Here is a 20,886-nt window from a genome sequence, read left to right as displayed (position 1 = left end):
CCGCTGATCCCCGGGCACTGTCTCCTCACGTCAGGTCCGGCACCTCGCCGCAGGCCGCCCAGGAGACCTCGACCCCCGGCAGGCCGGTCCGCCAGGGGCCGGCCAGGGCGGCCAGCCGCGCCGCGCCGGGCGGGGTGGCACCGAGGCCGATCGCGTAACGGGCCAGGGCCGGACCGGACTCGAACGGGCGGGGCCACGCGTGCGCGTCCGGGACCCCGGCCTCCTCCAGCGCGCCGAGCAGGGCCCGCAGCCGTCCGCGCACCCGGCCCAGGGTCTCCTCGAACTCCCCCTCGGAGGCCGTCCGTACGGTGACCACCGCCCAGGCGGCGTGCCGACGGTGCAGCGGCGGCGGCCCCGGGGCCGGACGGCATCGCGGGGTACCGGACTCCAGCAGCTCCCAGGCCGCGTACAACTCCTGGACCAGCAGGTCGCGCAGGCCCGGTCCCACCTGGGCCGTGCAACTGCGCACCGGCTCCGAGGGGGTGAGCACCGTGACCGGATCCGGCCCGGCCGCCGGGCCCGGGGCCACCGGCGACAGCGAGACCGGCTCCCGCCAGTCCCAGGCGGCCCACCTGCCGAAGAACTCGCGCAGCAGGGCATCGGGCGGCAGCGCCCCGGTCTCCTGGACCGTGCGCGCCGCGAGGACCGCCCACGCCAGCCCGGGCAGCCCGCCGAACGGCGCCGCGTCCAGCCCCCGGGCCCGCGCCCACGCCTTCACCTGCCGCGCCAGCCCGGCGAACGCGGCCTGCTCCGCTCCCACCCGCTCCCGTACGGCATCGGCGTCGCCGACCGCGCTCAGCGCGAGCGCGGCCGCCTCGCCGAGCTCCGCCCGCCGCGCCACCGCGTGCGCCGGATCCAGCCCGCCGGTGGCCACCGCCACCAGATCCACCGACAGGCCGCCGACGCGGAACCGCAGCCCCGGTACCCGCGCCCCCGTCACCTCGCGCAGCCGCCGCGCCTCGGGCAGCGCCGCTGCCACCCGGTCCCGTACTGCGGTGACATCGGCCGGTCCCGGCAGCGCCGCCACCAGGTCCAGGTCGGCCTCCGGCAGGGCGCAGCCCATACGACGGGACCCGGCCAGATGTACCTGGGCCCCGCCCAGGGCCGCCCTGACACGCGCGATGACCGACGCGGCTGCCTCTTCCAGGACCGCGGGCGCGGGCGCGGCGCGGCCCACCGGCTCCGGTTCCGGCTCCCAGCGCACCTCGCCCGTCCCCAGCGCCACCGTCGCCCGGACCCGCATCGGCCCGTCCCCGCGCCGCGAGAGCACGGCCAGCTCCCCGACCCGCGCGGCCACCGGGCCGCCGAGCCGCGCCGCGAAGGCCGCGATCGCCCGCTGCGGGTCCCGGCTGCGCCCCAGCGTCAGATGCGGGGTGTAGCCGTGGTGTTCACCCGTACGCCCCCGGCAGCCCGGGAACCGCTCCGCCAGCGCGCGCCGGAGCTCCTGCCACGGCGCCTCACCGGCCGCCGCCGGGTCCAGCCAGACGGTGGCGTCCTCGCGGTGCCCGAAGCTGTGCACACCCTCCAGCCGGGCGGGGAACGGCCCGGTCGCGGCGGCCGCCTCCGCCAGCAGCGGCAGGGCCTCCGTGAAGGAGGACTCCGGCACGAAGCCGAAGAGCAGGTTCACGTGCGCGGGCCAGCGCCCGGCCTGCGGGTCGTGCTCCCCGCGCAGCTCCCGTACCGCCTCCGGCAGGCCGGGCGGCAGCCACGCCACCGCCGTCCGGGCCGTCGCCGGTACGTCGAGCCGTGCGGGCCCGCCGTCCCGCGCACCGAACCCGACCGTCGCCTCCACGCCGAAGTGGTCCGAGATGAACAGCCCCTCCGGGGCGGGTGAGTCGCCGCGCAGCGCGGCCCGGGTCACCCTCGCCGCCGTGGAGCGCAGCAGGATCCGGTCCAGCCGGGCCGCCCGCCCCGACAGCGAGCCCACCGCGGCCAGCGGATTGGCCACCGGATCGAAGGTCGGCGTGGCGTCCGCGGCCCCGTGCACCTCGCTCCAGGCGTCCCGCATGCCGAGCGCGGCCGCGGGCCCCTCGGCGCCGTGACGGCCGTCGTTGAAGTCGCCCAGCAGCGCCACCCCGGCCTCGATGCCGCCCAGGCCCTCCGCGAGCCGGGCCAGTTCGGCATCGCGCCGGGCGTGCCCGTTCTCGGTGTGGTCGCTGGTCAGGTGCGTGGCGGCGACCACCAGGGGGCCGGCCGCGGTGTCCACGGTCACGGCGGTGACCGCCTTGTGCGGGCGCAGCACGTGCATTCCCGCCTCCCGCACCGGCAGCCGGCTGAGCACCAGCAGCCCGCACTCGTCGACGTCCCGGCCGCCCGGGTCCGTGCCGAGGGTGTACCCGGCCCGCACCCACGGCGCCGCCAGCAGCATGCGGAGCAGCGCCGGTTCGACCTCCTGCAGGGCGATGACATCGGCATCGGCGGCCTCGAGATCGGCCAGCAGCAGCGGCCTGCGCCGGGCCGTGGCGATGTGCGGAGCGTCGTACCGGTCCCAGAGCGTGTTCCAGGTCAGCAGCCGCACCGTGGTGGCGGCGGACACCGTCGTCGCGCCCGGGGGCACGGGCTCGGCGGGGCGCCAGGCGCCGCCCTCCGCCGGGTCCCACGCGTGCGGGGTCCGTGCGGTGAAGAACGGCGCCCGCAGCAGCCGTGGATCGCGGACCCGGCCCGCCGCGGTGACATCGATCCGGTCCACGCCGGTGGCCCGGTCCCACACCAGCTCGCCGTCCGCCTCGACGAACAGCACCCGGTGCCAGGGGATGTCGCCGCCGGGCACGAAGGAGGGCAGCGGGACCCGCTTCGGTGCGGCCCCGCGCTGGAGCAGCCCGAGCACGAACCGCGCCGGATCGAACCGGGAGTCCCAGCGGACCCGGTGGTAGAGCTCCTCGCTGGTACGCATCAGTACCGCCCCCGACCCGTGGCCGTGACCCCGGCCGCGGCATCGGCCGCGGGGCCGGCATCGAGCCCGCCGGCCGTGTCCTCGACGTCCCCGGACGCCCCGATGTACCACGTGCGGTGCGCCTGACCGGCGTACGGCGGGCTGAACCGGTGCACCTGCGAGGCCAGCACCCGCTCCGGCACCGGATGCGGGCGCACGGCGTTGCGCCGCGCCAGCTCCGCCTCCTCCACCAGCACCACGGCGTGGGTGACCAGCGCGTCGCGGCGGCGCGCGACCGAACCGGCCAGCCCGCGCTGCTGGTCGGTCAGCGAGGTGGCGTCCCACACCACGGTTCCACCGCCGGCCAGGGCCGCGTCGAGGCGGTCCAGGCCCTCGCTCAGCACCTCGCCGTTGGCCTGCTGGTCCGCACGGGAACCCCGGGCCGTGCGCAGATCGTCAAGACTGATGTACGTGTCCACGCCGGGCAGTTCGCGGGCGAAGGTGCTCTTCCCGCTGCCCGAGGGCCCGCAGAGCTGCACCAGCCGGGGAAACGTTCCCTCGCGCCACTGCCACGTCGCCGCCACCGCCTCCTCCACCACGGATCCGGAGATCCTGCCCTGCGCGAAGGCCCGCCGGGTCTGCGCCCAGCAGCGGTCGGCAGCGTCCGGGCCCAGCCCGGCGAAGGACTCCCGCAGCCCCGCGCGCAAGGACTCCAGTGGATCGGGGCCCAGCAGCCCCGCCTCCTCGGCGCACAGCGCGGACCACTCCACGCACTCCCGCGCCTCCGGCTCGTCCGCCAGCCCCCCGGCGAGCGCGTGCAGCACCCCGAGGTCGGCCGCCGCGGTCATCCGGACCAGCCCGGCCCGCCGGTCCGCGTCCGGGAACGGCCGCTGCAGGTACGGGTACAGCCCCACCAGGTCGGCGACCCGCCGCCCGAGCCGCATCCCGGCCGGACCCGCCGCGAGGCGCGCCGCGACACGGGCCCGCGGCTCGCGGCGGAGCACGGCGGCCAGGACACCGGCCAGCCGGTCCTCCCCGGTCCGGCCCGCCCCGTCGATCCGGGCGGCGACCTCGGCGATCCCATCGGCCTCGGCGGCCCCGGCCACCTCGTCCGCCTCGCCGTCACCGACCCCGACGGCGGCGCACAGCCCCGGTACGTCGGCCTCGGCCCCCGAGCGCACCGCCCACAACGGGGCCGCCGGCCCGAGCCCGTTCGGCACGACCTGTGCGAACATCCAGTGCGTACTCGTCTGCACATGGCCGCCCCGCACCCACTTGGCCACGCACCGCCCGAAGTCCTCGCGCGCGAAACCGTCCGCCGTGCGGACGACGTAGCCCTCCTGCCGCGCCGTGTCGAGCTTCAGCCTGCGCAGCGCGCGCTCGTCGAAGGTGCCCCGCCACAGCACGCGCGGGGTGGGCACGCCCAGGCCCCGCAGGAACCGTACGGTCCGGTCCCAGTCCAGGCAGTGCTCCCCGTCCCACACCGAGAACCCGTAGAACCAGCTGTCCAGATCCTCGTAGGGGATCGAGTGCCGGGCGTACAGATTCTCCCCGCACACCCGCCAACCGGCCGGGATCCCGGCGCCGATCCGGCCCTGTAGGCCCTTGACCCACGCCCGTGAGGGGTGGTGGGCGGAGTCGAGCGAGCGCGCGTGCAGGCCGTCCGCGTACAGGGTGGTGTTCTCCCCGTCGAGCTTCTCCGTCACCACGACCTCGCGCCCGGCCAGGCCCGACAGCCCGGTGGGCCCGACCGCCCGGACGTCGTCCGCTGCGACCCCGGGGGACCAGGGCAGATGCGGCGTACGGGGATAGTGGATGCGCATGATCCGCTCCTGCTCGACGTCGGGGGTGCCTGGTCACTGTAGGTAGCCCGACCGGACGCATCCACCCAATAACGGCCTCTCGCCCGCTCAGTGGGCGACGGTGAACCGCCGGCCCGCGTGCGCGTCGCGCTCGATCTCGTCGACCAGCGCGACGGCGAAGTCCTCCGTGGAGATCCGGCTCAGGCCCTCGTCGTCGACCACCAGGTCGTCGAGGCCCAGCCGGTACGTGCCCGTGCGCTCGCCGGGCGCGATCTGAGCGGCCGGGCTCAGACACGTCCACCGGACCTCCTCCACCGGCACGGTCCGCAGGTAGTCCAGGGCGTCACCGTGGGCGTGCATCAGGGCCAGGACGGGCGCCGGAACGCCGGGCTGGTCCCAGACCCGAGGGCCGCCGGGGGTACGCAGCGAACCGGCCCCGCCGACGATGACCACCCGCGGCGCGGGAGCGTCCGCACCGAGCGAGCGCACCCCGCCGATCAGCGACCGCGCGGCGGTCACGAGGACGGCGGGGTTCCCGGGGCCGGGACCGAAGGCACTGACCACCACGTCGTGTCCGGCGACGGCTTCGCCCACCGACGCCGGGTCGAGGACATCGCCGCGCACCACAGCCCCGGCTCCCGCCCCGCTCCCGGAGCCGGGGAGCTTCGCCGGATCGCGGACGACCGCCGTGACCTCGTGGCCGCGCCGGAGTGCTTCGTGCAGCACCCGGGTTCCGATGGTGCCGGTCGCACCGAAGAGGGCGATCTTCGTCATGGCGACTCCCTGGGGGTGGAGGGCGGTACGGGGCTCCGGTCGGGCCCCGCCCGGCCCATCCAAGCGAACCGGCCCGCCGGCCCGGGGCAGCCGGGCCGGGGCCAGTCGGATGATCCGGGGCCGGACCACCTGTCCCGGACCACCTGTCCCGGACCACCTGTCCCGGATCGTCAGCCCCGCGCCGGTACCGCGGCGGCCAGTTGACCGGCCGCCGCGAAGTGCAGCCGTTCCAGCCGGGCCGCGTACGGCCAGCCGGCCGCCCGGTAGAAGCACAGGTCGCTCGGGATCGGTACGGCCCGCAGATCGGCGGCGTGCGTCCCGTCCGGCAGTTCCGTGGCCACCGCGAGCAGCGGGTCGGCCGAACCGGCCCACTCGCCGACCGGCGCGGGCCGCGGCCAGGGCTCCCCGGTGTTGGGGAACAGCCACCGGGTGTCCCGGGACATCCGCGCGGCGAAGTCGGGGCCCTCCGCAGCGCGCCGGGCCAGCCGTGCGAAGGTCAGCAGCAGGTCCGGCAGGGACTCGGCGAGCAGCGCCAACTCCGGGTACTCCCGCAGTTTGTCTCCGTCACCGGGCACGGAGACGACGTAGCCCCAGCGCCCCGTGGCCGGGTCGATGCGGATCTGCGCGAGGGCGTGGCTGCGGCCGTAGTCGATGCGGGCCAGCGGCCAGTACGAACCGTCACCGCCCAGCATGCGGTGCAGTTCGGGGTCCACCGCATGCTCGGGCGCCCCGGGCAGCAGCCGCAGCGCGGGCAGTCCGGCGATCGCCACCCCGCCGATCTCCCGGAGCACGACCCGGGCCTCCTCGGGGACCGGCACCGCCCAGCCGTCCATGACGGAGTCGGCGCAGCCCGCGTCGAGTACGACGAAGTCGGGGTGTCCGGCGGCGAGTTCACGCAGTTCGGCCACGGCGCGGCGGGCGGCGTCGGCGGGCGGCCTGTGGCGGCGGACCGCCCGGCCGAGGAAATCCCCGCTGACCACGCTGTGCAGCAGCAGGGCCCGGCCTTCGCCGGCGATCTCGAACTGGACCTCGCTGCTTCCGGTGTCGGCCGTGTTGTGGACGGTGGAGAAGTACGGCTCCCAGTCCACGGCGCACGGATAACCCGGCAGGCCGCGCAGGTCGACGACATCGGTGAGCGAGTCGCCGCGCCCGACGAGCGCGACGAGCTCCGGGTCGCCTCCCGCGGCCCCCTCGGCCAGTTCGACGGTGGGGGTCGCCGGTACGGAGAACCGCCCCCTCGGCCGGTCCGCGACGCCGTCGGCGAACCGCTCGGCGAAGCCGGCGAGCCAGGCGGTGAAGTCCGGGGCCTCGACGGTGACGTCCGGGTCGGCGCCCCACGGGTTGACGGCCACGACCGGCCCCCACCCGGCGGCCCCGATCCCGACGATCAGCGAGCCCTCACCGAAGTCGGTCTCCCCGAGGGTCCAGCAGCCGTCCGCGAACGTCTCCCGTCCGCGCGGTCCGAACCGGTACTCGTGGTCCTCGGTCTCCAGGCCGCCGATCTCCCGCAGGACCTCCCGGACCTCCTTCGGCACCGCGACGGCCCAGCCGTCCAGCTCGGCGTCCGTGAAGCCCTCGAACAGCTCCAGTTCGTCCGGCCGCTCCCGCGCCAGCTCCCTCAGCGCCCGGACGGCTCCCGCCGCCTGCGGCCCCGCGTCGTACATGTTCTCGGCTCCCCGTGTCGTCCGCTCTGCGGCTCCGAGGGTATAGCCGGAGATCACCCGGACATGACCGAGTCGGGCAACCGGGCGTCTTGCTGGGCCGTCCCGTTCGACCGGTGGGTGCGGCCCTGCACTTCGCCGCCCGGTGACCCCTTCAGCGGCAGAGGGCGACGATCGACGGTGACACGGTGCCCTTGGCCGCCTCGCACAGGGCCGCCATGTCGAACGAACGCTGTGGCGCGGGCGGTCGGGGCCCCTTCGCCGCCGGCGGCCGCTTGCGGGGCTTCGCCGGGGCCGCGGGCTTCGCCTGCTTCGCGGGCCTCCGGGACCGCGGGGACTTCGCCTCCGCCCGGTGCGGCCGGTGCGGCCGCTCTGCCGCGGCCGGTGGTACGGGCACGGAGACGGCCGCGGGCGGCGGACCGGGCTCCGCGGCCGCGGGCGACGCGGGCCCGGCCGAACCCGGCAGAGGGCCCAACGGCAGCGCGAGGGGCGCCGGTTGCCGTGCCTGCGTACGGGCCGCCTCGGGCCCCGGCTGCGGCGCGTGCGGCGGAGCGGCGGGATGCACCGTCACGCACCCGGTGGTCATCACGAGCGCGGCAAGGGTCAGGGGCAGGGCCCGGCGCAGCTGCATCCGCCCACCCTGCCGTACCGGCGGCGCGCGGGCCGACCCCATCACACGGACGGGTGACGGCTCGCCCTCAGGCCCGGCTCCGCCCCCGCGCGGCCAGCCGGAGCGCGTGTTCCAGGGGGCCGCGCCGCAGCGGGCTGTCCGCCCAGATGCGCTGCCACACCCAGGTCAGGGCCAGCGCGGCGCCGCTGAACGCCAGCCAGGCGGACCAGGACGCGGCGCCGTGCGCCGGACCGGCCAGCACCAGTGCGTGGACGACGTACGCGCTCAGCGCCATCGCCCCGAGCACCGTGAGCGGCCGCAGCAGGCGGGCGCCCACCCCGTGCCGTGCGGCCAGTGCGCACAGCCCGATGAGGGCGCAGCCCACGCCCGCGTTGCCCAGGGTCTCCAGCGGGGTCTGGCTGTAGGGGTCCGCCACCAGCAGCCAGTCCCAGGAGGTGCTGGGCACGGCGCCGTACTGACCGCGCAGCACCTCCCGTACGGGATCGGCGGCGGCCAGGGCCTGTGGGTGGTGGACCGCTATCGCCTCCAGCAGCCGTTCCCGGGCGCCGAACACATGGCTCGCGAGCCAGGCGGACCCGTAACCGGCGAAGGCGGCCGCCGTGCCCCACACCGCCATCCGCCGGGCCACCGGGCGCTCCCGCACGTCGCACAGCCGGGCCAGGGCCATCCCCGCCAGGACGTACGGGAAGTAGGTGGCCAGCGGATAGGCCCCGGTGAGCAGCAGTTCGCACAGCACCGCGCCCAGCCCGGACCAGCCGGTCAGGTCGGCGGCCTCGGGGACCAGGCCGCGCCCGGACGCCTCGTAGCCGAACACCGGGCCCAGCAGGAACGACAGCAGGGGACCCGCGACCACCGAGACGCCCGCCACGGCGGTGAGTACCGGGGTGGAGAGGCGGGTGAAGGGTTCGGCCGCCAGGAAGTACACGGCGAAGAAGGCCAGGATGACCAGGATCCCGGGCCACAACGAGGCCAGCCACAGGCCGAGTACGGCCAGCACCGCGCAGCGGATCAGCAGGGGACGCCAGCACCCGGCCCAGCCCTCGGGCAGCTGCGCGGGGTCCGTTCCGCGCTGGGCGAGGACCAGGGAGAAACCGGCGAGCAGCGTGAAGAGGGCCGGGGCTCGTCCGTCGGCCGCGACGAGGAGGTAACCGGCGCCCTCGGGCTCCGGGCTGGGGCCGACGTGCACCGCGAACATCCCGAGGACGGCCAGGCCGCGCACGGCGTCGACCCCCGCCAGCCGGCCGGACCCCCCGGCGCCGCCGAGTCCCGTCGCGGTCCGCCTCCTTCCGGGTTCCGCCGGGGTGCCGGTGCCCGTGGGGAAGGCGCGTCGCATGTGTGGGTCTCTCCTCGGCGCGGTCGCGTGCGGTCGCGTGCGGTCGTGTGCGGCGGGTGGAAAGTGGTCGGACCGGCGGGTTTCATACCGCCGGTCCGCATTCGGAACGTACCAGGGAGCGCCTAACCAAGTAATAAAGAGGTATAGGGGTGGCAAAGACGTGGAGTGTCGGCACGGGCGGGCGGGGCGCCGTAACCCGCGGGCCGTGCCCGCTGTTGCACAGACCGGCGGGTCCACCCACGGTGAACGGAGTCCGATGCCGCAGCTGACCGACCAGGGCGCGATCGACGAACACGAGCAGGCGGGGACCTGGATGACCCCGGCGGAGTACGGGGCCTCGCGGGCCGCCGTGTGGACCGCTGCCGTCGTCCTCGTCACCGACGTCCGCGGCCGGATCCTCGTCCAGAGCGTCGACTACCGCGCCGACCGGCTGCTCCCCGGCGGAGCCGTCGACGCGGGCGAGGCGCCGTCCGCGGCGGCCGCCCGCGAGCTGCGCGAGGAGCTCGGCGTCGACGGCCGGTACCCGCGCGGCCTCGCCGTGGACTGGATCCCGGCCGACACCCCCGGCTTCCCGCCCGAGATGCGCTTCCCCGGCGAGATCCTGCACGTCTACGACGGCGGCACCTGGACCCCCGACCGCATCGCGGCCGTCCGCCTCCCGGCCCAGGAGATCACCGGCATCCACTTCGCCGAACCGGCCGATCTGCCCGCCCTGATGGACCCGGGCGACGCCCGCCGCGCCCTGTCCGCCCTGCGCGCCCGCATCAACGACTCCGGCACCGCCCTGCTGGAGGACGGCCGCCCCACCGCCCCGACCGCCCTCGACCGGCTCGGCGTCCTGCGCACCCGGCGGACCCCGCAGCACGACCCCTGGCGGCCGGGGCCGGTCCCGGAGGGCCGTGCCGTGCGGGACCGGAGCGCCTGGCTGTTCGCCCCCGACGGCCGGGTCCTGCTCCTGGTCTCCCGGGCCACCGGCGCCGCCCACCTCCCGCCCCCGACGGCCGGAACCACCGCAGGCGCCGCCCCGCTCGGCTACCGGGACGGCGAGCAGGGCGCCCACGCCCGCGCCGCGGCCCGCCTCGCCGGTCTCCCCCCGGCCGCGGACCCGGAGTGCGCCCGCCTGCTGGCCACGCCCGAACAGGTCCGCGAACTGAGCGACTGGGGGCAGGCGGGCGACGACGAGCTCGCGGCGGTCCACACGGCCCGCGCCCGCCTCGGCCTGCCCGCCCCCACCCGCACCCCGCCCACGGAACTCCCCGAGGAGGGCGCTCGCTGGTGACCTGTCAGTCGCGTCCCGTATCCGGTGGGCGGGCCGGCCTTCCACGCGTACCGGCCGCGATCCCGGCGGCGCATCCGGGATCGCGGCCCGCCCCGCGGCCACCGCCGTGATCGGGAAATCCGGCGTCCGCGGTCCGCGGTCCCGCAGCATGGGCCCATGAGCGACAGTGCGATCACCTACACCCTGTACATCCAGGCCGATCCCGCCCGGGTCTGGCAGGCCCTCACCGAGCCCGCCTTCACCCGCAGGTACTGGGGCCTGAGCTTCGAGACCGACTGGGCGGTGGGCTCGCCGATGGACTGGATCGAGCGGGGGGCCCGGACCAGCGACCCCGAGCAGGTGGTGCTCGGCTGCGTCCCGGACCGCCTGCTCTCCTACACCTGGCACACCTTCACCCCGCAGTGGGCGGCCTCGGTCGGCATCGGCGAGGAGCTGCGGGCCGAACTGGCCGAGGAGCGCCGTACGACGGTGACGTACGAGATCGAGCCCGTCGGCGACACCCTCGCACGGCTGACCATCCTGCACGAGGGCTTCGAACCCGGCGGCACCCTGATCGGCATGTGCGGGCGGGCCTGGCCGATGCTCGCGTCGAGCCTCAAGACCCTGCTGGAGACCGGGGCTCCGCTGCCCGAGCCGGATCAGGAGACGGACGAGGGCTGACCCGCGCCGCGGAGAGCCGGCCCGCACCCGTGCCCCCGACGGACCGGCCCTCCGCGGTTCCCCCCGCCCAACCGCCCCGCACCGCACCTGAGATCATGTGTAGCGACCACGAATCAGGAGCGCAGACATGACACTCGAGCACCACCGCGTCGTCATCACCGCCGCCGGCCGCGACTTCGGTCGTACCCTCGCCCTCAGCTTCGCGAGCAGGGGCGCAGAGGTCCACCTCTCCGCCCGCACTCTCAAGGCCGCCGAACGCGTCCGCGAGGAGATCCGCGCGCAGGGCCACGACGCCGATCGCGTCCACGCCTACGCCTGCGACCTCACCGACGCCGCCTCCGTGCGGGAGTTCGCCGCCGCCGTCGCCGCCCGCACCGGGCACATCGACGTGCTCGTCAACAACGGCTCCCGCTACCAGCACGGCACGGACCTGTTGTCCGCCTCCGACGAGGACGTGACGGACACCCTCGCCTCCGGCGCCACCGGCACGGTCCTGGCCACCAAGGCCTTCCTGCCGCTGCTCCTGAAGTCGCAGAAGCCGGACATCGTCACCATGGTCTCCGGCTGCGGAGAGACCGGCTACCACCGGTCCGACGCCCACGCGGCCTTCTACGCCGCCAAGAGCGCCCAGGCCGGTTTCACCGAGATCCTCTCCCGCAGGCTGCGCGACCAGGGCGTGCGCGTGATCTCCCTCTACCCGCCGGACTTCGACAACCACGACCCGCTGTCGGAGTCCTGGGAGGGAGCGCCGCGCACGGCGAAGGACCCGCTCACCGCACAGTCGCTGGTGGACTGCGTCTTCTTCGCGATCGGCCGGCCCCGTGACTGCTTCATCAAATCCTTCCACTTCGAGCAGGTCTGACGGACATGGGGCAGACACTGACGGAGATCCTGGACGCCGCGGCCGAGGGACGGTTCCCGCCTCCGGACGGCGGCACGACCGTGGTTCCGCAGGAACACCGGCGGGACGCGGGCGTCCTCGCCTTCACCGCGCACTCCGTGGTCTTCACCGACGAGGACCCGGACTGGGTGCACGCCACCCTCGCGGCGCTCGACTGCGACGCCCTGGCCGCCACCATGAACCCGCGGTTCCTGGCCGCGCTGCTCGACCGCACGGGACGCGGCACCGACACCATCGACCTGCTCACCGTCGCCGCCCCGCTGCCCGGCAGGCCCGCGCTCGAGCTCGTGGAGACCACCGACCCCGACCACCCCCGCGTACGCAGGGCCCAGCGCCGCCGGGACGACGTACGGGTCTGGTCGGCGGACGGGGGAGTCCTCGTCCTCGGCCGCGGCGTCGCGGGCCGCTGGGAGGCGGCGATCGAGGTGGACGAGGCCGTCCGCCACCGCGGCCTGGGCCGGGAACTGGCCCGCGCCGCCCGCCACCTCGTGCCCGGCGGGCAGCCCGTCTGGTCCCAGCAGGCCGCAGGCAACGCGCGCAGCATCCGCGCCTTCCAGGCCGCCGGCTACCGGCCGGTCGGTTCGGAGGCCTTGATGCTGCCCCGGAACCGCTGAGCACGCCCTGACGGCACCCTGACCGCCGACCCCTCACGGGGGTCGTGTGGAATGGGTGCCCATGGGGAGAGGAAAGAACCAGCAGCCACCCGGGTGTGCCCGCGCAGGCACAGTCCGCGCAGGCATCGTCTGCGAAGGCGCCGTCGACGAAGGAACCGTCCGCGAAGGTGCGACCCGATGAGCGGGCCCGGCGACGGCACGCCCCCCGAGCACTGGCGCTACGCCCGCCACCTGGACGCCCTGGCCGTGGCACCCGGCGGCGGAGCCGAGGCCGAGGTCGTGGCCGCCGTGCTGGGCGATCCCGACCGGGTGATGGCCGAGAGCGCGGTGGTCACCCACCTCGACCGGCGCGCCGTACACCTGCTCGCCGACGAGGAGTTCCCCGCCTGGGCCCGGGCCATGGCCGACGTCCTCGCCGGCCGGGCGTTCCCCGAGCGCCGGCTGCGGGAGTGGACCCTGCTCAAGGCGGTCAACCGCGGCGAACCCTGGGCCGCCGAGGAGCTCACCGCCGCCTCCGACTGGTGCCAGCGCACGGCCGCCCGGCTGCTGACCTCGTACGAGGCCCTGAGCCTGCTCGCCACAGGAGCCCGCACCCGCCGGGTGCGCAACGCGGCCGCCGAGCGCCTGCGCCGCCGTACCGAGGTCTGAACCGGACCCGTCACGGCCGTCCGGCCGGCGCCCGCCCCGGCCCGTGCAGGGGGCAGGGGCCGGCCGGGTTCAGCGGCGCCGGCACCGCCACCAGCGGCAGCCCCCACGCCTCCCGGATCGCCGTGAGCAGCGGCCGGGCGCTGTACGGGGACACCGCCAGCTCCCGCCGGGCCTCGGCCAGCATCTCCGGGTCACCGTACGGGCCGTTCGCCGCCGCGCTCTCGCGGCGACGGCGCAGGCCCCGCGCGCCGAACACGTCCAGCAGGGTGAGCGAGAAGTACGAGTACACCGACGCCTCCGCGATGAGCTGCCGGGCGGCGTCGGTCAGCTCCGGAGCCCCCGGACCGGTGGGCGTGTACGGGGTGCGCAGCGCGAAGTCCTCCAGCGCCCACTGGAGTTCGGAAGCCTGCGCGGAACACGAGCACGCCGCCCGCAGCCGCCCTGCCAGGGTCCGGAAGGAGACGAGCACGACCGCGTTGTCGGGATTCCACTGCTGCTTGCCCAGCAGGGTGCGGAAACCGGCCAGGGTCTCCGACAGCTCCTCCAGGATCATCGCCCGGGAGATGTCACGGAGTTCGAGGGAGGAGGTGGCACGCTCGACCTCGACGATCCGCCGCCCGTAGCGGATCAGATCGCGCGGCAGCCCGCCCGACAGGGCGTGCGCGAGCAGCACGTACGGGCCGGAGATGCCCGGAGCCCGCATCTCCAGGATGGCTGCCGAGTCGGCGAGCGTGCCCGGCTGGACGTGCACGATGTCGTCCAGGGAGCTGTCGGTGACGTCCCGGTACGGCAGGCCGCGGCGGACGAAGGCGGCGCCCACGTCCTCGGCCACCGAGATCAGGTAGTGGACGTGCGCGATCCCGAGGATGGCCTTGATCTCCCCGAGGAACTCCAGGGCCTTCGCGTCCGAACCGAGCCGGTCCACCTCGTCGATGGCGATGACCACGCTCTGGCCGCGCGCGTGCCGCTCCGCGGCGATCCGGACGAGCAGTTCCCGGAAGTCGGCCACCAGCTCCGGGAACTTCGGCGGGACCGTGGACAGCGAGGTGGTGTGCGAGGTCCCCAGGGTCAGCAGCTGGGTTCCGCTCGAGGTCACACCGGCCGAGGAGCTCTGCACCGTCCGCAGCCGGTACAGCTGGTCCCGGCACTCCCGCACCAGGGGCGGCTCCGCCGGCCGCGGCCGCCACTCGATCAGCCGGGCCAGCAGCAGCCCGGTGACCAGCGCCGCCAGCCGGGCCGGGTTCCCGCCGTCGGTGAGGGCGGCCCGCATCTCCTCGGACCGCAGGACCAGCAGGGCGACGGTGGCCGGGAGCGCGAGCCGCAGCGGTCCGTACACCCGCGCGCGCGGCAGCTCCCACCGCCACACCCGCACCGGGCCGGTGATCGCGGCGTTGTCGTAGACCTGGACGCAGCCCGCGAGCAGCAGCGCCACCGCCAGGGTCCACCGCCAGTCGGACAGGGCCGACGCCGTGTGCCCGCGCACCTGGGGGTCGAAGGCCAGCGACACGAACGGGCCGAGCAGCAGCGCCAGGGCGCTCATCGCGACCAGCGCCGTGCCGAGGTCCTTGAGGTGACGCCGGGCCCCCGCGTGGCGCCGTGCCCGCCACAGCAGGATCCCGGCGGCCGTCACCGCGAGCGCCGCGCCGAGCTCCTCGCCCCGCCACACCCGCGGCACCCAGTCGCCCACGAACTCCGCGGCCGCCTCGTAGGAGCGCCGCAGCGGTGATCCGGGCCGCTCGACGAGCGATCTGACGGTCGGGAACAGGCCGAGTACGACGAGCGCGGCAGCGGGCAGTGCGAAGGCGAGCCGGCGCAGGGCGCGGCCCGCGTGCGGCCGGATCACGCGCAGCGTGCGGCGCACCGCGGACAGCCGGACGAACTCCGGTGCCTCGAAGCCCTCGTCCTCGATGTGGCGACGGCACAGGGTGATGAAGAGCGAGAGCAGGAAGTCGTGCGGCGCGTAGGTGGCGGGCGCCGACACGAACACCGAGAACCCGGCGTTCTCCGTGCAGCCCTTCAGCAGGGTCGTCTTGCCGACGCCCCGGGGGCCGCAGACGGCGATCGTGCCGCCGTCGATCTGGTCCATGCGGCGGCGCAGCTGGTCGGCGGCGCCGCCCGGCACCAGGAAGCCGGGCCCGTGGGAAGCGCGTAACCCGTCGTGGTGGTCCGCGGTGAGCAGCGCGTCGGAGTCCTCTCCGAGCAGCGCCTCCACCACTCGCTCCAGCAGCGGCCCGGTGCCGTGCGCGCGGAGGTCCTCGTACCAGGACTGCTCCAGCCGGTCGGCGCGGACGATCAGCAGCGGCACGTAGAAGACGCCGAAAACGATCACCAGCCGGTCGGTGAGGTCCTGCCCGGACCGCGCGGTGCGTACCGCGAGCGCCACCGAAGCGAAGGCCCACAGGGCGCACACCAGCGCCGTGCCGGCGCGCCCGGCGCCGAGGGAGGCGGCCAGGAAGGCGAGGGAGCAGACCACGGAGAGGAGCCGCCAGGTCGCGGCGGCGACGGAACCGGCCCTCCCACGGCGCTCGCGCACGACGTCGAGCCGCCGCAGCGCCGTCCGGAACGCGTCGAGGGACCGCCCGGTCGGCGTCAGCGCCCGGTGCACGTTCGCGGGCCGCCACATCGCGCGGCGCACGGCGCCCCGGCTGACACCGGGACGGGCGCCGAGCAGCCGGCGTATCCCGGGATCACGCAGGCACTCGTTGACGCTGCGGCGGAAGGTGTCCCGCTCGCGCTCGCACTCCCATATGTGAAGCGGCAGTTCCAGCAGTTCCGCCAGATCGATTTCGCCGGTCGGGTCCGCCCCCGTGCCCCTGTGCATCCGCCGATGCTAGACCGGCAACAGGCCACAACACTACGTAACGGACGGGTAGTTGTGGCGCGGGGTCGATGATTTCCGCGCTTCCCGTCCGGAAGGCCGGTGGCGAATGACATCGTGGGGCCGTGACTCCCTCCAGCCCCGCCCGGCAGCTTGCCGACCACGTGCGCAGGGTCCTCGGCGACGGCCCGTTCCGCCTCCCCGGCGGCTGGTTCCACATGGGGGCCGTCATCTGCGACGCGAGCTTCCAGGCACGCACCCGGTACGTGTCGACCCTCCGGCCGCGCCTGCTCCGGCTGCAGGAGGAATGGCCCGATGGCCGGAATGGACGGACTAGTGCTGTGGCCGGAAAGGTGTGCCGGGTCGCGGCGTCCGGTGCGGTGCATCGCCAGGCGGAGGGCCACGGCTCGTACTACTAGACGTCCTTCCGTGGTCCGACAACGCCGCGAGGTGCCGTGCCGGGCCTCGCGACCCGGTGAACCTTTCCGGTCACAGCACTAGACGCCCCGGCGCACCCGGGCCGCGCGGCGGGCCTCGGCCTGCTGGCGGGCCTCGATCGTCTTGCGCGACTCCTTGCCCCGGCCCGGGCGGGTGCCCATGCCGCGGAACGCGAGCTCCGATCCCGAGGGCCTGCCCTTGGCGTCGGTCGGTGCGGAGCCCGCCAGCGGCACCCCGGAGGGGGCCTTCGCGCCGGTGATGCGGCTCAGTGCCGCCTCGCCGGACCTCACCTGCGTGATCGTCGGCCGGATCCGGGCGTCGGAGAGCAGGCGGACCATGTCCCGGCGCTGGTTCGGCGTGACGAGGGTGACGACCCGGCCGGACTCGCCGGCCCGGGCGGTGCGTCCGCCCCGGTGCAGGTAGTCCTTGTGGTCGGCGGGCGGGTCGACGTTGACCACGAGATCGAGGTCGTCGATGTGGATGCCGCGCGCCGCGACGTTCGTCGCGACCAGGACGGTGACGGCCCCGGTCTTGAACTGCGCCAGGGTCCGGGTGCGCTGCGGCTGCGACTTTCCGCTGTGCAGGCCCTCCGCCCGCACGCCCATGGCCCGCAGGTGCTTCACGAACTGGTCGACCCCGTGCTTGGTGTCGAGGAACATCAGCACCCGGTTGTCCCGGGCCGCGATCTCGGTCGCCGCCGAGATCTTGTCGGCCGCGTGGATGTGCAGCACGTGGTGGTCCATCGTGGTCACCGCGCCCGCCTGCGGGTCGACGGAGTGCGAGACCGGGTCCTTCAGGTACTTCCGGACCAGCTGGTCCACATTGCGGTCCAGGGTCGCCGAGAACAGCATCCGCTGTCCCGCGTGGTGCACCTGGTCCAGGATCTCGGTGACCTGCGGCATGAAGCCCATGTCGCACATCTGGTCGGCCTCGTCGAGCACGGTGATCCTCACGCGCTCCAGGTGCACGTCCCGCCGCCCCACCAGGTCGCTGAGCCGCCCGGGGGTGGCCACCACGACCTCGGCGCCGGTCCGCAGGGAGCTCACCTGGCGGCCGATGGACAGTCCGCCCACCACGGTGGCCATCCGCAGCTTCAGCGCCGCGGCGTAGGGCTCCAGCGCCTCGGTCACCTGCTGCGCCAGCTCGCGCGTCGGTACGAGGACCAGCGCCAGCGGGCGCTTCGGGTCCGCCTGCTGCCCCGCCGTACGGGCCAGCAGCGCCAGGCCGAAGGCGAGGGTCTTGCCGGAGCCGGTCCGGCCGCGGCCGAGGACGTCCCGGCCGGCCAGCGCGTTCGGGAGCGTCGCGGCCTGGATCGGGAACGGCTCCGTCACGGCCTGCGCGGCCATGGTCTCCACCAGCTCAAGGGGCAGGTCCAGCTCGGCGAAGGACTCCACCGGCGCCAGGGCCGGCTCCTTCGGCGCGTGCATCGTGAACTCACCCTGCGGGCCGAGGCTCCGGGGGGCCTTGGCCGGGGTCCGGGTTCCGGCCTTGGCACCGGCCTTCACACCGAAGCGCCCATGAGCTGACGGGTTCCTCATGCAGAACCTTTCGAAGCAGAAAGAAAGAAGATGGTCAACCGCCCATGGTACCAGCGGGGCCTACGCCTCCCGGGCGTCCAGTTCCCCCGACCGCACCTGCGCGCAGTGGGCGCGCACCTCGACCGCCGCGCGCTCGAACCAGTCGGCGATCACGGCGATCTCGTCGGGTGTGTAGTCGGCGAAGAGGGCGCCCAGCCGGTCGTAGAACGGCTGGTACACGGCGATCACCCGCGCGGCGGCCGTGGGGTCGGCCACCACCCGTACCCGGCGCCGGTCGGCGGGGTCGGGCTGGCGTCGCGCGTACCCGGCGCGTTCGAGGCGGTTGAGCACCCCGGTGACGGCTCCGGTGGTGAGGTCCACCAGTCCGGCGAGGTCGCCGGCGGCGAGCGGGGTCTCGCCGGCACCCAGGATGTGGCCGAGGCAGGTCAGGTCGGTGACGTTGAGCCCGAGCCGCTGCGCCACCTCCTGCTGGCCGACGATGCCCAGGGCCACGTACTGGTCCATGCGCGAAAGCGCCTCGGCGGCCGTGGCCGGGGGGCGGGTCTTGCCCTGCACGCACACACTCCTTAGTATCTAAGTTACTTAGTCACTGAGATACTTACCTTGCGAAGTAAGCATCCACTTCCGAGCCTACTGCTGTGGGCAGACCAGGGGAGAACCATGAGCGCGCACGGCCACGTCGACCTCGGCCACACCGTGGCGGGCTGGACGGGAACCGGCCTGGCCCTGCTGGGCTTCGCCGGAGCGGGCGCCTCCGTATGCGCCGCCTGGGCCCCCGGGATCTGGATCGGCCTCGCCGTCGTCGCCGCGGCCGGCGTCGTCACCTGGCTGCTGCACCTCGCCGGATGGGGCAAGCCGAGCGGGCCCAGGCCGGAGACCGACTGGAACTGGCGCACCCGGGACACCGCCGCCCGCACGGGACATGCGGACTGCCTGGGCTGCCGCGTCACCGTGCCGCGGCGAGGCCTCGCCGCGGCAGGCCCTCGGCCTCGGTCCGCCGCGTCGTTGCCCGCTGCGGACAGCGGTGCCTGAAGGGTCCCCGGAGTGGTTTCCGACGGGCTCCGAGGGCTCCGGAAGGGGCCGCTCCCTCGTTTCACGGACAAGGCGGCCAGAAGTTCGAATGTGCGCCGCGCCCCGGTTGGCCGCGTTCAGCGTGTGCTCTGCGGGACCGTTGGGCAGGATCGAGACGGCCGCGTGTGCGGCCCGCAGTGGAACGTTGTGAAGGATCAGCCAGATGGCAACAGGCATCGTGAAGTGGTTCAACTCGGAGAAGGGCTTCGGCTTCATCCAGCAGGACGACGGCGGCCCCGACGTGTTCGTTCACTTCTCCGCGATCGAGGCCCAAGGGTTCAAGTCGCTGGAGGAGAACGCGCGCGTCGAGTACGACGTGTCCCAGGGCCCCAAGGGTCCGCAGGCTGAGCGGGTGGTTCCCCTCGGCTAGTCCGCTTCACGAGCCGAGTCCGTGACGCGTCGCCCCGCCGGTCCGCCCGGCGGGGCTTCGTGCGTTCCGGGGCGGGGCAGCGGCCCGTCCGGCCGGGCTGTCAAGACACGGGATGCAGCGGCATGACGCGGTGCGCCCGCCCGGGCCCAATGGAGGGACGGGCTCACGCGAGGCACGGTGAAGCCCTCCGCGGCGTCCGCGACGGCCCCGGCGCGGGCCCCTTCACGAGGAGTGTCCCCATGGCCCGCACCCAGACCCGGCGTCTCGTTCTCCTCGCCGCCGCGACCGCCCTGGCCACCGCCGGGGTCTCGCTCTCCGCCGCCGCGTTCGCCGATCCGGTGGTGCCGCGTCCGGACGGCAGCGGGCCGATCCTCGTCCGCACCGACCGTCCGAGCATTCCGCCGTGGGAGGTGACGTACCTGCACGCGGGCCGCTACGGCGTCTGAGCCGCCCGCGGTCCGCCGCCGTGGCCGATGGCGCGGTGGAGGGACAGGAGCAGCCGCCACAGGTGGTCCGCCAGGGCCTCCGGATCTGCCGGGATCTCCTCGTGCAGCCAGTCCGCGAGGACACCGGTGAAGGCGGCCGCGACCGCCGACGCGACGAGCTCCGGCTGGGGGGCGCCCACCGCCGCGCGCTCGGCGCGGGCGCGGGCGCGCAGCTCCCGGTGGAGGCGGTCGCCCAATGGGCCGCCGCCGCCCGGCAGGAGCAGGGTCCGGTAGAGCGGTGCCCGGGCGGCGGCCCCGGCCAGGAACTCGGCCAGCGCTGCGGGCGGCCGGGCCGGCGGGAGCGCCGACGCGCCCGTCTGCCAGGCGTGCAGGGCGTCGACCGCCGCGTGCACCACGTCCGCGCAGGCGTCCACGGCGAGCGCGGTGAGGTCCTCGTAGTGCAGGTAGAAGGTGGCGCGCCCGACACCGGCCCGGCGCACCACCGCCGAGACGGTGACCTCGGCCAGCGGCCGGTCGGCGCACTCGGCCAGCAGGCTGTCGCGCAGCCGCCCCTTCGTCCGGGCCGTCCGCGGGTCCTCGGGGCTCACGCGGCCAGCAGCGCGGCGCCGAGGGCGAGGGCGCCGGGCAGGGCCTGGGCCACGAGGATCCGGCGGTTGGCGGTCGCGGCCCCGTACACCCCGGCGACGATCACGCAGACGAGGAAGAAGACCTGTGTGGCGAGCGAGTCGATGACGAGCGACCAGACCAGGCCGGCGGCGAGGAAGCCGTTGTAGAGGCCCTGGTTGGCGGCGAGCGGTGCGGTGACGCGGGCGGTGTCCGCGTCGAAGCCGGACAGTGCGCGTCCGGGGGGCCGCTGCCACAGGAACATCTCCAGAACCATGAAGTACAGGTGCAGCGCGGCCACGAGGCCGATCAGGATCTGAGCGACCGTGTGCATGGCCGCCTCCACTTCTCGAGTTCCGGGATCCGGGTGCCGGCCGATTTCCTGGACAACTGTACAGGAAGTCAGCTGTCAGACCCCGTCGCGCTC

The 20,886-nt window shown here is 75.1% G+C and carries 20 protein-coding genes; 9 read left to right on the top strand and 11 right to left on the bottom strand.

From position 1 onward, the window contains the following. Positions 1–25 precede the first annotated feature (25 nt). From ACGFZK_RS13840 to ACGFZK_RS13815, 6 genes are all read right to left on the bottom strand, one after another. Positions 26–2,893: a poly(A) polymerase gene (locus ACGFZK_RS13840; RefSeq protein ID WP_393849076.1), complete on the bottom strand. Its 2,868-nt coding sequence runs from the start codon at positions 2,891–2,893 to the stop codon at positions 26–28. Beyond that, positions 2,893–4,695, bottom strand: coding sequence for an RNA ligase family protein (locus ACGFZK_RS13835; protein ID WP_393849075.1), 1,803 nt, complete (start codon positions 4,693–4,695; stop codon positions 2,893–2,895). The genes ACGFZK_RS13840 and ACGFZK_RS13835 overlap by 1 nt, the downstream gene beginning before the upstream one ends. A gap of 87 nt (positions 4,696–4,782) precedes the next feature. Continuing rightward, a complete protein-coding gene (locus ACGFZK_RS13830) occupies positions 4,783–5,448 on the bottom strand; it encodes an NAD(P)-dependent oxidoreductase (protein ID WP_393849074.1) in 666 nt (221 codons plus the stop codon). Between the two features lie 170 nt (positions 5,449–5,618). Further along, positions 5,619–7,112: a hypothetical protein gene (locus ACGFZK_RS13825; RefSeq protein WP_393849073.1), complete on the bottom strand. Its 1,494-nt coding sequence runs from the start codon at positions 7,110–7,112 to the stop codon at positions 5,619–5,621. Between the two features lie 151 nt (positions 7,113–7,263). After that, the gene (locus ACGFZK_RS13820; RefSeq protein WP_393849072.1) at positions 7,264–7,740 is read right to left on the bottom strand and encodes a hypothetical protein; all 477 of its coding nucleotides are present in this window, start codon (positions 7,738–7,740) and stop codon (positions 7,264–7,266) included. Positions 7,741–7,807: 67 nt separating this feature from the next. Next, positions 7,808–9,073 carry a DUF418 domain-containing protein gene (locus ACGFZK_RS13815; protein WP_393849071.1) on the bottom strand — a complete coding sequence of 422 codons (1,266 nt, stop codon included), beginning with the start codon at positions 9,071–9,073 and terminating at the stop codon, positions 7,808–7,810. Between the two features lie 256 nt (positions 9,074–9,329). Between ACGFZK_RS13815 and ACGFZK_RS13810 the strand changes: the two genes are divergently transcribed. From ACGFZK_RS13810 to ACGFZK_RS13790, 5 genes are all read left to right on the top strand, one after another. After that, positions 9,330–10,352, top strand: coding sequence for an NUDIX domain-containing protein (locus ACGFZK_RS13810; protein WP_393849070.1), 1,023 nt, complete (start codon positions 9,330–9,332; stop codon positions 10,350–10,352). A gap of 156 nt (positions 10,353–10,508) precedes the next feature. Continuing rightward, positions 10,509–11,012 (top strand): SRPBCC domain-containing protein, encoded by a 504-nt coding sequence (locus tag ACGFZK_RS13805; protein ID WP_393849069.1) that lies wholly within the window; start codon positions 10,509–10,511, stop codon positions 11,010–11,012. 127 nt (positions 11,013–11,139) lie between these two features. Continuing rightward, positions 11,140–11,874 (top strand): SDR family oxidoreductase, encoded by a 735-nt coding sequence (locus ACGFZK_RS13800; RefSeq protein WP_393849068.1) that lies wholly within the window; start codon positions 11,140–11,142, stop codon positions 11,872–11,874. A gap of 5 nt (positions 11,875–11,879) precedes the next feature. Next, on the top strand, positions 11,880–12,527 hold the full coding sequence (locus ACGFZK_RS13795) for a GNAT family N-acetyltransferase (protein ID WP_393849067.1): 648 nt from the start codon (positions 11,880–11,882) through the stop codon (positions 12,525–12,527). 177 nt (positions 12,528–12,704) lie between these two features. Then, complete coding sequence (locus ACGFZK_RS13790) at positions 12,705–13,175, top strand: hypothetical protein (protein ID WP_393849066.1); 471 nt, start codon at positions 12,705–12,707, stop codon at positions 13,173–13,175. A gap of 10 nt (positions 13,176–13,185) precedes the next feature. Here the strand turns inward: ACGFZK_RS13790 and ACGFZK_RS13785 are convergent, their stop codons facing one another. Continuing rightward, positions 13,186–15,996 (bottom strand): hypothetical protein, encoded by a 2,811-nt coding sequence (locus ACGFZK_RS13785; RefSeq protein WP_393849065.1) that lies wholly within the window; start codon positions 15,994–15,996, stop codon positions 13,186–13,188. 122 nt (positions 15,997–16,118) lie between these two features. Here ACGFZK_RS13785 and ACGFZK_RS13780 point away from each other — a divergent pair, with 122 nt between their 5' ends. Then, entirely contained in the window at positions 16,119–16,412 is a 294-nt protein-coding gene (locus tag ACGFZK_RS13780) for a hypothetical protein (RefSeq protein WP_393849064.1), read from the top strand. Positions 16,413–16,490: 78 nt separating this feature from the next. Here the strand turns inward: ACGFZK_RS13780 and ACGFZK_RS13775 are convergent, their stop codons facing one another. Then, positions 16,491–17,969, bottom strand: coding sequence for a DEAD/DEAH box helicase (locus ACGFZK_RS13775; RefSeq protein ID WP_393849063.1), 1,479 nt, complete (start codon positions 17,967–17,969; stop codon positions 16,491–16,493). Positions 17,970–18,029: 60 nt separating this feature from the next. Beyond that, a complete protein-coding gene (locus tag ACGFZK_RS13770) occupies positions 18,030–18,524 on the bottom strand; it encodes a MarR family winged helix-turn-helix transcriptional regulator (protein WP_393849062.1) in 495 nt (164 codons plus the stop codon). A gap of 105 nt (positions 18,525–18,629) precedes the next feature. Between ACGFZK_RS13770 and ACGFZK_RS13765 the strand changes: the two genes are divergently transcribed. The 3 genes from ACGFZK_RS13765 (at position 18,630) to ACGFZK_RS13755 (ending at position 19,856) form a co-directional block, all read left to right on the top strand. Next, positions 18,630–19,001: an HGxxPAAW family protein gene (locus ACGFZK_RS13765; protein WP_393849061.1), complete on the top strand. Its 372-nt coding sequence runs from the start codon at positions 18,630–18,632 to the stop codon at positions 18,999–19,001. A 202-nt stretch (positions 19,002–19,203) separates the two neighbouring features. After that, positions 19,204–19,410 (top strand): cold-shock protein, encoded by a 207-nt coding sequence (locus ACGFZK_RS13760; protein ID WP_393849060.1) that lies wholly within the window; start codon positions 19,204–19,206, stop codon positions 19,408–19,410. A 239-nt stretch (positions 19,411–19,649) separates the two neighbouring features. Further along, positions 19,650–19,856, top strand: a complete 207-nt coding sequence (locus tag ACGFZK_RS13755) for a hypothetical protein (RefSeq protein ID WP_393849059.1) — start codon at positions 19,650–19,652, stop codon at positions 19,854–19,856. Here ACGFZK_RS13755 and ACGFZK_RS13750 read toward each other — a convergent pair. Continuing rightward, positions 19,844–20,443: a TetR/AcrR family transcriptional regulator gene (locus ACGFZK_RS13750; protein WP_393849058.1), complete on the bottom strand. Its 600-nt coding sequence runs from the start codon at positions 20,441–20,443 to the stop codon at positions 19,844–19,846. The genes ACGFZK_RS13755 and ACGFZK_RS13750 overlap by 13 nt on opposite strands. Then, entirely contained in the window at positions 20,440–20,793 is a 354-nt protein-coding gene (locus ACGFZK_RS13745; protein ID WP_393849057.1) for a DUF1304 domain-containing protein, read from the bottom strand. Before ACGFZK_RS13745 ends, ACGFZK_RS13750 begins: the two co-directional genes overlap by 4 nt. Between the last annotated feature and the right edge of the window lie 93 nt (positions 20,794–20,886).

This window comes from Streptomyces sp. NPDC048257 (assembly GCF_043201855.1).
In the GTDB taxonomy this organism is placed as follows: domain Bacteria; phylum Actinomycetota; class Actinomycetes; order Streptomycetales; family Streptomycetaceae; genus Streptomyces.
This window is presented reverse-complemented; position numbering and strand designations above follow the sequence as displayed.

Coding starts and splice junctions, on each gene's coding strand:
- ACGFZK_RS13820 (WP_393849072.1), bottom strand. CDS start 7,740: ATGCAGCTGCGCCGGGCCCTGCCCCTGACCCTTGCCGCGCTCGTGATG.
- ACGFZK_RS13795 (WP_393849067.1), top strand. CDS start 11,880: ATGGGGCAGACACTGACGGAGATCCTGGACGCCGCGGCCGAGGGACGG.
- ACGFZK_RS13755 (WP_393849059.1), top strand. CDS start 19,650: ATGGCCCGCACCCAGACCCGGCGTCTCGTTCTCCTCGCCGCCGCGACC.
- ACGFZK_RS13800 (WP_393849068.1), top strand. CDS start 11,140: ATGACACTCGAGCACCACCGCGTCGTCATCACCGCCGCCGGCCGCGAC.
- ACGFZK_RS13760 (WP_393849060.1), top strand. CDS start 19,204: ATGGCAACAGGCATCGTGAAGTGGTTCAACTCGGAGAAGGGCTTCGGC.
- ACGFZK_RS13775 (WP_393849063.1), bottom strand. CDS start 17,969: ATGAGGAACCCGTCAGCTCATGGGCGCTTCGGTGTGAAGGCCGGTGCC.
- ACGFZK_RS13790 (WP_393849066.1), top strand. CDS start 12,705: ATGAGCGGGCCCGGCGACGGCACGCCCCCCGAGCACTGGCGCTACGCC.
- ACGFZK_RS13745 (WP_393849057.1), bottom strand. CDS start 20,793: ATGCACACGGTCGCTCAGATCCTGATCGGCCTCGTGGCCGCGCTGCAC.
- ACGFZK_RS13830 (WP_393849074.1), bottom strand. CDS start 5,448: ATGACGAAGATCGCCCTCTTCGGTGCGACCGGCACCATCGGAACCCGG.
- ACGFZK_RS13805 (WP_393849069.1), top strand. CDS start 10,509: ATGAGCGACAGTGCGATCACCTACACCCTGTACATCCAGGCCGATCCC.
- ACGFZK_RS13765 (WP_393849061.1), top strand. CDS start 18,630: ATGAGCGCGCACGGCCACGTCGACCTCGGCCACACCGTGGCGGGCTGG.
- ACGFZK_RS13785 (WP_393849065.1), bottom strand. CDS start 15,996: ATGCACAGGGGCACGGGGGCGGACCCGACCGGCGAAATCGATCTGGCG.
- ACGFZK_RS13815 (WP_393849071.1), bottom strand. CDS start 9,073: ATGCGACGCGCCTTCCCCACGGGCACCGGCACCCCGGCGGAACCCGGA.
- ACGFZK_RS13835 (WP_393849075.1), bottom strand. CDS start 4,695: ATGCGCATCCACTATCCCCGTACGCCGCATCTGCCCTGGTCCCCCGGG.
- ACGFZK_RS13825 (WP_393849073.1), bottom strand. CDS start 7,112: ATGTACGACGCGGGGCCGCAGGCGGCGGGAGCCGTCCGGGCGCTGAGG.
- ACGFZK_RS13810 (WP_393849070.1), top strand. CDS start 9,330: ATGCCGCAGCTGACCGACCAGGGCGCGATCGACGAACACGAGCAGGCG.
- ACGFZK_RS13840 (WP_393849076.1), bottom strand. CDS start 2,893: ATGCGTACCAGCGAGGAGCTCTACCACCGGGTCCGCTGGGACTCCCGG.